The following is an 8,300-nucleotide window of genomic DNA, read 5'->3' as shown; positions in this document are numbered from 1 at the left end:
CAACCCGCAATGCCGACCGCCCCTGCCCTCCCTGCTGCCCGAGGATGCCTCGCATGAGCTTTCCGCGCCTCGACGGCCGCCGCATCGGCATGCTGACCCCCTCGTCCAATACCGTGCTCGAGCCCTATACTTCGGCCATGCTCGCGCCCTTTGGCGACGAGGCCAGCGCCCATTTTGGCCGCTTTCGCGTGGTCGAGATCTCGATGTCGGGCGCCTCGCAGTCGCAGTTCACCCTCGAGCCGATCCTCGAGGCTGCCGAGCGGCTGGCAGAGGCCAACCCGCATGTCATCGCGTGGAACGGCACCTCGGCCTCGTGGCTCGGTCTTGAGAAGGACCGCGAGCTCTGCGCCGCGATCACCGAGCGCACCGGCGTGCCCGCCACCTCGACCATGCTCGCCTATGATGCGCTGTTGCGCGACATGGGCGTGCGCCGGCTGGGGCTCGTCACGCCCTATATCGGCGAAATCCAGGGCCGGATTGCCGCCAACTATGCCAAACAGGGCATCGAGATCGTCGCCGAGGCGCGGCTCGAGGAAAGCGTGAATTACAACTTTGGCACCTATGCCCCCGCGCAGGTCGGTGCAATGATCGAGCAGGTGGCACAGGCGCGGCCCGACGCCATCGCCATCGTCTGCACGAATTTCCGCGGCGCCCCCGTCGCGGAGCGCATCGAGGCTGCCACCGGCATCCCGGTGCTCGACTCCGTCGCCGTCACGGCGGCCCACTGCCTGCGCGAGACGGGGCTCGACCCGGCGCGCATCACCGGTTGGGGGAGCGTGTTCCAGCGCGTCGCCAGCCTCGACGTCATCAGTACCCACTGACCTTTACGACAGACACCCTTCAAGGAGACCAAGACATGATCCGCAAGATCGCAACCTGCGCCGCGGCGCTGGCCGTCCTCGCTGTGCCTGCCGGCGCCGAGTCGCTGCGCGTGATGGGCCAGCCCGTCGCCACCGGCCTGATCCAGAAGAACGTCGAACAGCCGTTCTTCGAGAACTTCGCCGCCGAAACCGGCCTCGAGGGCTTTACCGCCGATTACCAGCCCGTCGACGTCACCGGCATCAAGGACACCGAGCAGCTGCGCATCCTCAAGGGCGGGCTCTTCGACATCGTGTCGCTGCGCCTGAGCCAGGTGTCGCGCGACGAGCCGACCATCCTCGGCCTCGATCTCGTCGGCCTGAACCCGGATTACGAGACCGGCAAGGCGACCGTCGAGGCCTTTGCCCCGGTCGTCGACGCCCAGCTTCAGGAGAAGTTCAACACCAAGCTGCTTGGCGTCTGGCCGTTCGGCCCGCAGGTGCTGTTCTGCGAGCCCGAGATCGCCTCGCTCGCCGATCTCAAGGGCCTGAAGGTCCGGGTCTATGACCAGAACCTCGCCGAGTTCGTCAGCCTCGTCGGCGGCACCCCGGTGCCGATCGGCTTCCCCGAGGTGCAGCAGTCGCTGGCCCGCGGCGTGGTCGACTGCGCCATCACCGGCCCGTCCTCGGCGAACTCCGCCGGCTGGCCCGAGGTCAGCTCCTACACCCTGCCGATCGCCTTCCAGCTCGCGATGAACGGCTACGGCATCAACCTCGACACCTGGAACGCGCTCTCGCCCGAGCAGCAGGACAAGCTGCAATCCGGCTTCGATGCGCTCGTCGGCCGGATCTGGGAATACTCGGAAGAGCTGTTCACCGACGCGGTGAACTGCAACACCGGCGCCGAGCCCTGCGAGACCGGCACCAAGTACGACCTCACGCTGGTCGAGCCCACCGCCGCCGACAAGGAGCTGGTCGGGACCGCAGTGCCCAACGTCTCTTTCCCGGCGTGGAAAGAGGTCTGCGACGCCACCAACCCGGGCTGCTCCGAAGCGTGGATGGAAACCGTCGGCGCCGGCAAGAACATGTAAGCTCACCCGACGGGCGGGCCCGATGGCCTGCCCGTCTCTCCTTCCCGCCACCTTTCGGAGCGTATCATGGACCGTCTTGCCACCTGGATCAGCCGCCTCTTCGGATGGTCGCTGCTGTTCCTGTCCGCTTTCGTCGCGCTCGAGACGGTGCTGCGGAAGCTCTTCAACACCTCGCTGCAGGGCGCCGACGAGCTCGGGGGCTACATCCTCGCCCTCGGCGCCTCGCTCGCCTTCATCGTCGCGATGATCGACCGGGCCCACATCCGCATCGACGTGCTGCACGCGCGCTTCCCGGTGAAGCTGCAGGCGCTGGTCGACTGGCTTTCGGTGATCTCGCTCGGCGTGCTGGGCCTGTTCTTCCTCTATGTCGGCTGGTTCGTGATCGCCGACACCATGGCCTACGGCTCGACCGCCGCGACGCCGTGGCGCACGCCGCTGATCTGGCCGCAATCGGCCTGGTATGCCGGGCTCGCCGTGTTTGCGCTCTGCTCCTTCGTCATGGCGTGGCGCGCCACCCGCCTGTTCCTCGCCGGCCGCCACCGGCAACTGGCCGAGGAGTTCAACCCCAAGACCGCCGAAGACGAGCTTTCCGAAGAGCTCGAACAGCTTCAGGGCCGCTGACATGAGCATTATCGACGTCTTCCTCGGCTTCATCGTGATGATGGGCCTGCTTCTGGCCGGCCTGCCGGTCGCCACCGTGATGGTCGCCATGGGCGTGGCCGGGGGCATGATCCTCTACGGGCCGGTCCTGCTGAAAAGCATGGGGCCGGTGCTCTGGGGCACCTCCAACGAGCCCGTACTGACCGCCATCCCGCTTTTCATCCTGCTGGGCGAGCTGCTGCTGCGCTCGGGCCTCGCCGACCGCATGTACGCCACGCTGGCGCTGTGGCTCGGGCGTCTGCCCGGCGGGCTCCTGCACACCAATATCGGCTGCTGCTCGCTGTTTGCCGCGACCTCGGGCTCCTCGGTCGCCACCGCCGCCACCGTCGGCACCGTGGCCCTGCCCGCCCTGACCGAGCGCCGCTACCGCCCGTCGCGCTCGCTGGGCTCGCTGGCCGCCGGCGGTACGCTCGGCATCCTGATCCCGCCCTCCGTCAACCTGCTGGTCTACGGCTCGCTGGCCAGCGTCTCGGTGGGGCAGCTCTTTCTTGCCGGCATCATCCCGGGCATCCTGCTGACCCTGCTGTTCATGGCCTTCATCGCGGCGCAGGACATTCTCGCCCCCGGCGGCGAGTTCCAGGACGCGCATGTGCCCCTCGGGGTGAAGCTGCGCGCGCTGAGGCATCTCGTGCCCGCCGCCACCGTGTTCCTGATCGTCATGGGCTCGATCTATCTCGGCATCGCGACCCCCACCGAAAGCGCCGCGCTGGCGGTGATCGTGGCGCTTGGCTTCGTCTGGTACGAGGGCAAGCTCAGCCTCGCCTTCCTCGACACCTGCTTTCGCAAGACCGCCAAGACCACCGGTATGATCCTCCTGATCATCGTGGCCGCCTTCACCCTCAACGTGACGCTGGCGCTTGGCGGCATCACCGGGGTGATGTCGCGCTGGGTCGACGGGCTGGGGCTGACGCCGGTCGAGCTGCTCTTCGTGCTGATGGTGTTCTACCTGATCCTCGGCATGTTCATGGACGTGCTCTCGATGCAGGTGCTGACCATCCCGATCGTGGTGCCGATCATCGTCGCCGCCGGGATCGATCCGGTGTGGTTCGGCATCTTCGTAGTGCTCATGTGCGAGCTCGGCATGATCACGCCGCCGGTCGGCATGAACCTCTACGTCGTGCACGGGGTGCGCGGGGACAAGGGCCCGTTCACCGACGTGGTGGCCGGCGCCGTGCCCTATGCCGCGCTGATGCTGCTCTTCACCTCGGCGCTGATCTTCTGGCCCGCAATCGCAACCTGGCTGCCGGAGGCAATCGGACGATGAGCCCGCTCGATCAGATGAACACCGTCCCCGACGCCACCGCCCTGCTCGACGGATACCGCAGCGGCGCGACCGATCCGCTGACCGTCGCCGAAGCGCATCTCGAGCGCATCGCGCGGCTCGATCCCGGGCTCAACGCCTATTCCGCCCGCGCCGACGATGCCCTCGACCTCGCCCGCGCCGCCCGCGACCGCTGGGCCGCGGGGCGCCCCTCGGGGCCGCTCGACGGGGTGCCGGTGATCATCAAGGACAACCTCGTCTCCGCCGGACTTCCCGCCGCCTGGGGCAATGCCGAACTGGGCCGGAGGGTGCCCGACCATGACGAGCTGCCGGTGGCCGCCCTGCGCGAGGCCGGCGCCATCGTGCTCGGCAAGGGCAATACGCCCGAGTTTGCCGTCGAGGGCTACACCGGCAACCTCACCTTCGGCGTGACCCGCAACCCCTTCGATCCCACGCTGACGCCGGGCGGCTCCTCGGGCGGCGTGGTCGCCGCGGTGGCCGCCGGGATGGCGGTCGCTGGGCTCGGGACCGATGGCGGCGGCTCGATCAGGCGCCCGGCGGGTTATACCGGGCTCTGGGGGTTGAAGCCCGGCATCGGCAGCGTGCGCCGCGGCGGCGGGCTCGCGCAGGTGCTGCTCGATTTCGAGACCGTCGGCCCGATCACCCGCTCCGCCCGCGACCTCGCGCTGTTCCACGCGGTGCTGTCGCGCAGCCCCTATCGCCCCGAGCCGCGCCTGCTGCGCATCCTCGCGGTCGAGCGCATCGCCGGCGCGCCCTGCGACGCGGGCATCCGTGCGGCCTTTGCCGAGACCGTCGCGCGCCTCACGGCACTCGGTCACGAGGTGGTCACCGGCGGGCTGCCGCTCGATCTGGCCCCGCTCAACGAGGTCTGGGCCCAGATGGCCGAGATCGGCCTCGCCCACCTCGCATGGCGCGACCCGCCGGTGCTGGCGGCCGCGGCGGAGAAGTACCGCGACATGGCCCGCCGCGGCGCCGAGGTCAGCGCGGTGACACTCTACGAAGCGCTGACTCGGGTCTTCGCCCTGCGCGAAGCGGTGCGCGGCCTCTGGGGGCATGATGCCGTGCTGATGCCGACCGCCGCCGCGCCGCCTTGGCCCGCGACCGAGGTCTACCCCGAGCGCATCGAGGACCAGAGCGTCGGGCCGCGCGGCCACGCGGTCTATACCGGCTGGGTCAACGCGGCCGGCTTGCCGGGCCTCGCCTTTCCCGCCGGCCTCTCGGACGGTCTTCCCGTCGGCATGCAGCTGGTCGGAGATCGCGGCAGCGAACCCGCCCTGCTCACGCTGGCCCAGTCACTCGACACCTGAGGTCGCCACGCGTCCGCCCCTCCGGGTCGGGCTGCGATACCATGCGCTTGATTTCCTCTGGCGCTGCACCAGAATGGCATGCCATATCAGCGAAGCGTTCGCCAAGGCATTTGACATGGTTGCAGACACCGCCCCCACACAGAGACCGGAAAGCGCAACGGCGACCGCGCAATGGGTTGCGGACATTCTCCGCGACCGCATCGTCAAGGGCGTCTACCCGCCCGGCTCGCGGATCGTCGAACGCACGATCTCGGCCGAGCTCGAGGTGTCGCGCACGCCCGTGCGCGAGGCGCTGAAGCTGATCGATGCCGACGGGCTGATCACCATCTCGCGCAACAAGGGCGCGCAGGTGCTGCAATACGGCGCCGAGGAAGCGCTGGCGCTGTTCGACGTGATCGCCTCTCTCGAGAGTCTGGCCGCCGAGCGGCTGGCCGAGCGCATCGACCCCGAGACCCTCGACCGGCTGGAAGAGATGCACGACCGGATGCTGACCTACCACAAGATCGGCAACCACTCGGATTACTTCGACACCAATTCTGAAATCCACGACCTGATCGTCGAGGCCTGCGGCAATCCCATTGTCACCGAGACCCACCGCAAACTGATGGCCCGTGCCCGTCGCGGTCGTTTTCTGGCGATCATGAAGCCCGAGCGCCTGCAGGAAGCGGTCGCGGAACATGAAGAGCTGATGCGGGCGCTGCGCGCGGGCGATGCGGACAGCGCCGGTCGGATCTGGCGGCAGCACCTGCTGCACACCGGCGCCACCGTCGCCGCCCTGCTCTGACGGCTCAGCCCGCCTCGGCCCGGGCCCAGAGCCCCTCTGCGACGCGCTGCGCCTCGGCCACGATCTCGGCCGCATCGACCCGGGTCGGCGCGCGGTCGCGGATCAGCCACTCGCCCTGCACCATGACATCGGTCACGTTGCCGGCCGAGGCGGAATGCGCCACCACGCCGAAGCCGTCGATCACCGGGCGCAGGTTCGGCGCCAGCGGATCGAGCAGGATCAGGTCGGCGGGATCTCCGACCCGCAGCTGCCCGGTCGCGCCATGGCCCTTCAGCGCCTCCGCCCCGGCGACAGTGGCCCAGCCGAACACCTCCAGAGCGTTGAAATCGAACGACATCCCGGCGCGCCAGCGCGCCGAGGCAATGGCCATGCGCATCGCCTCGAACATGTCGGCGGATTTGGTGTCGGTGCAGAGCGTGATCCGCGCCCCCGCCGCCTGAAGCGCCTTGATCGGGGCCGCCGCGCCAAAGCTGGCATTGCCGATGGGCGCATGGGCGACCACGGCGCCGGCGGCGCCGAAGCGGGCGATGTCGCTGTCGGACATGAAGATGCAATGCGCCGCGATCAGGTCGGGCGACAGCAGCCCGAGATCGTCGAGAAACTCTGTCGGCGTCATCCCCTCGCGCGCGAGAAGCTGATCCACCTCCATCTGCGACTGGCTGAGATGGGTGTGGACCTGCTTGCCGCTGCGCTCCGCAAGCGCCCGGATCTGCACGAACATCTCGCGCGAACAGCTGTCGGGCGCATGTGGCGCGAGGATTGTGCCGATGCGGTCGTGCCCGTCCCATTTGTCCACCAGATCGAGCGCCGCGCGCAGCGTCTCCTCGCCGAGCGCCGGGGTGCGCTCGAAGCGTCCTTCCGCCAGCGCCGCCGTGTCCATGTCCATCACCCGTCCGCCGACCATGGCGCGCAGGCCAAGCTCGTCAGCCGCGCGGGCCAGCGCCTCGGGGCAGCGGTAGTAGTCGACGATGGTGGTCGCGCCCGCGCAGAGCATTTCGAGCACCCCCAGTCGCGCCAGCGCGAGGCTTTCTTCGTCGGATAGCCAATGGCCCTGCGGCACGCCCGGAATATAGGCCGGGGCAAAGCCCCGATCCTCGACCATGCCGCGCACGATCATCAGCGGGGAATGATTGTGGCTGTTCACGAGGCCCGGCAGGCAGAGCGCCCCGCCCGCATCGATCACCTCTGCGGCCTCCGGCGTCGCGAGGTCAGGGCCGATCCCGGTGATCATGCCGGCATCGTCAACGGTGAGGTCCATCCCGGCAGCGACCGGTGCGCCCGAGGTCAGGACAGTGACGTTCCTTAAATGGGATGCCATTTGAGTTTTCCTTTCGCTGCCAAACGGAGCGCCGATGCTCCGCGTTGCACAAATTTTGATGTCTTCGTGTTCAGGGCCGATTCTTCGCACGTTCGTGCCACGCGATCCCGGCCGACTCGAGCTAAGTCAAATGGCATTCCATTTGCAAGTCGACACCAGAATCGACCCTTGATCACGCGAAATGCTCCGCTACCGGAACAGAGAGGACCATCATGAAGCTTCGTCACACACCCGGCCTCACCCGCCGCACCCTGCTGCAGACCTCGGCCATGGCCGCCGCCGGCACCCTTGCCGCGCCGTCGATCCTGCGCGCCCAGTCCAGCGAAATCGTCATCGGCTGCGCCGGCTCGCACACCGCCTGGATGGAAGAGATCGTCGCCCCGCACATGAAGGAGGCGATTGGCGCCGACATCCTGTTCGAGGGCACGAAATCCTCGGTCAACCTCGAGAAGATGTCGTCCAACAAGGATGCCCCCTACCTCTCGGTCGTGCAGATGGACGACCCGGTGATGATCCAGGCCGTCGAGGCCGACCTGCTGAGCCCGATCACCGCCGACGCGGTGCCCAACATGACCGACCTGCGTCCCGACGCGGTGCACATGGACGGCATGTGGTGCAACTACGTCCAGCCCTGGGCCGGGGTGGCCTACAACACCGACTTTTCCGAGGGCGTGCCGTCGTGGGAAGCGCTTTGGGACAGCGCCAATGCCGGTCAGATCATCATCCCGTCGCTGCAGAACACCGAGGGCATGTGGACGATGTTCGTCGCGGCGATGCTGGGCTCGGGCAAGCCCTTCTCCGAAGCGCAATACGAGGTCGACGCGGCTTTCGCCAAACTCGAGGAGCTGAAGCCGAACCTGCTGTCGGTCTACACCACCATGTCGCAGGCGTTTAACCTGCTCGAGCAGGGCGAGATCTCGATGCTTGCGGGCAACTTCTCGTCCTACACCCTGCCGCGCAAGGCCGAGGGCGTGCCGGTCGACCTCGCCGCGCCCAAGGAAGGCATCTTCGCCATGCCCTCGGGCATCTGCCTGGTGAAGGGCGGCCCGAACCCCGAACTG

General features: G+C 68.1%; 8 protein-coding genes. 7 read left to right on the top strand and 1 reads right to left on the bottom strand.

Annotated features, from left to right (window positions below; all coding sequences use genetic code 11):
* Positions 1 to 53 precede the first annotated feature (53 nt).
* The 6 genes from AC6RA4_RS20805 to AC6RA4_RS20780 all read left to right on the top strand — a co-directional run bounded on the left by AC6RA4_RS20805 (position 54) and on the right by AC6RA4_RS20780 (position 5,921).
* Positions 54 to 821, top strand: coding sequence for a maleate cis-trans isomerase family protein (locus AC6RA4_RS20805; RefSeq protein WP_500163588.1), 768 nt, complete (start codon positions 54 to 56; stop codon positions 819 to 821).
* 35 nt (positions 822 to 856) lie between these two features.
* On the top strand, positions 857 to 1,888 hold the full coding sequence (locus tag AC6RA4_RS20800; protein ID WP_500163586.1) for a TRAP transporter substrate-binding protein: 1,032 nt from the start codon (positions 857 to 859) through the stop codon (positions 1,886 to 1,888).
* A gap of 66 nt (positions 1,889 to 1,954) precedes the next feature.
* Complete coding sequence (locus tag AC6RA4_RS20795) at positions 1,955 to 2,509, top strand: TRAP transporter small permease subunit (RefSeq protein WP_500163585.1); 555 nt, start codon at positions 1,955 to 1,957, stop codon at positions 2,507 to 2,509.
* A gap of 1 nt (position 2,510) precedes the next feature.
* A complete protein-coding gene (locus AC6RA4_RS20790) occupies positions 2,511 to 3,812 on the top strand; it encodes a TRAP transporter large permease (RefSeq protein WP_500163583.1) in 1,302 nt (433 codons plus the stop codon).
* Complete coding sequence (locus AC6RA4_RS20785) at positions 3,809 to 5,137, top strand: amidase (RefSeq protein ID WP_500163582.1); 1,329 nt, start codon at positions 3,809 to 3,811, stop codon at positions 5,135 to 5,137. Before AC6RA4_RS20790 ends, AC6RA4_RS20785 begins: the two co-directional genes overlap by 4 nt.
* 115 nt (positions 5,138 to 5,252) lie before the next feature.
* On the top strand, positions 5,253 to 5,921 hold the full coding sequence (locus AC6RA4_RS20780; protein WP_500163581.1) for a GntR family transcriptional regulator: 669 nt from the start codon (positions 5,253 to 5,255) through the stop codon (positions 5,919 to 5,921).
* A gap of 4 nt (positions 5,922 to 5,925) precedes the next feature.
* On the opposite strand, the gene AC6RA4_RS20775 is transcribed toward AC6RA4_RS20780, so the two are convergent.
* The gene (locus AC6RA4_RS20775) at positions 5,926 to 7,239 is read right to left on the bottom strand and encodes an amidohydrolase family protein (protein ID WP_500163579.1); all 1,314 of its coding nucleotides are present in this window, start codon (positions 7,237 to 7,239) and stop codon (positions 5,926 to 5,928) included.
* 212 nt (positions 7,240 to 7,451) lie between these two features.
* On the opposite strand from AC6RA4_RS20775, the gene AC6RA4_RS20770 reads away from it, so the two are divergent.
* Positions 7,452 to 8,300: extracellular solute-binding protein (locus AC6RA4_RS20770; RefSeq protein ID WP_500163578.1), on the top strand; the 849-nt coding region annotated here is incomplete at its 3' end.

The sequence above is a fragment of the Salipiger sp. genome (assembly GCF_059781815.1).
The sequence above is the reverse complement of the archived record's forward strand: the minus strand, read 5'-3'. Positions and strand labels throughout refer to the sequence as shown.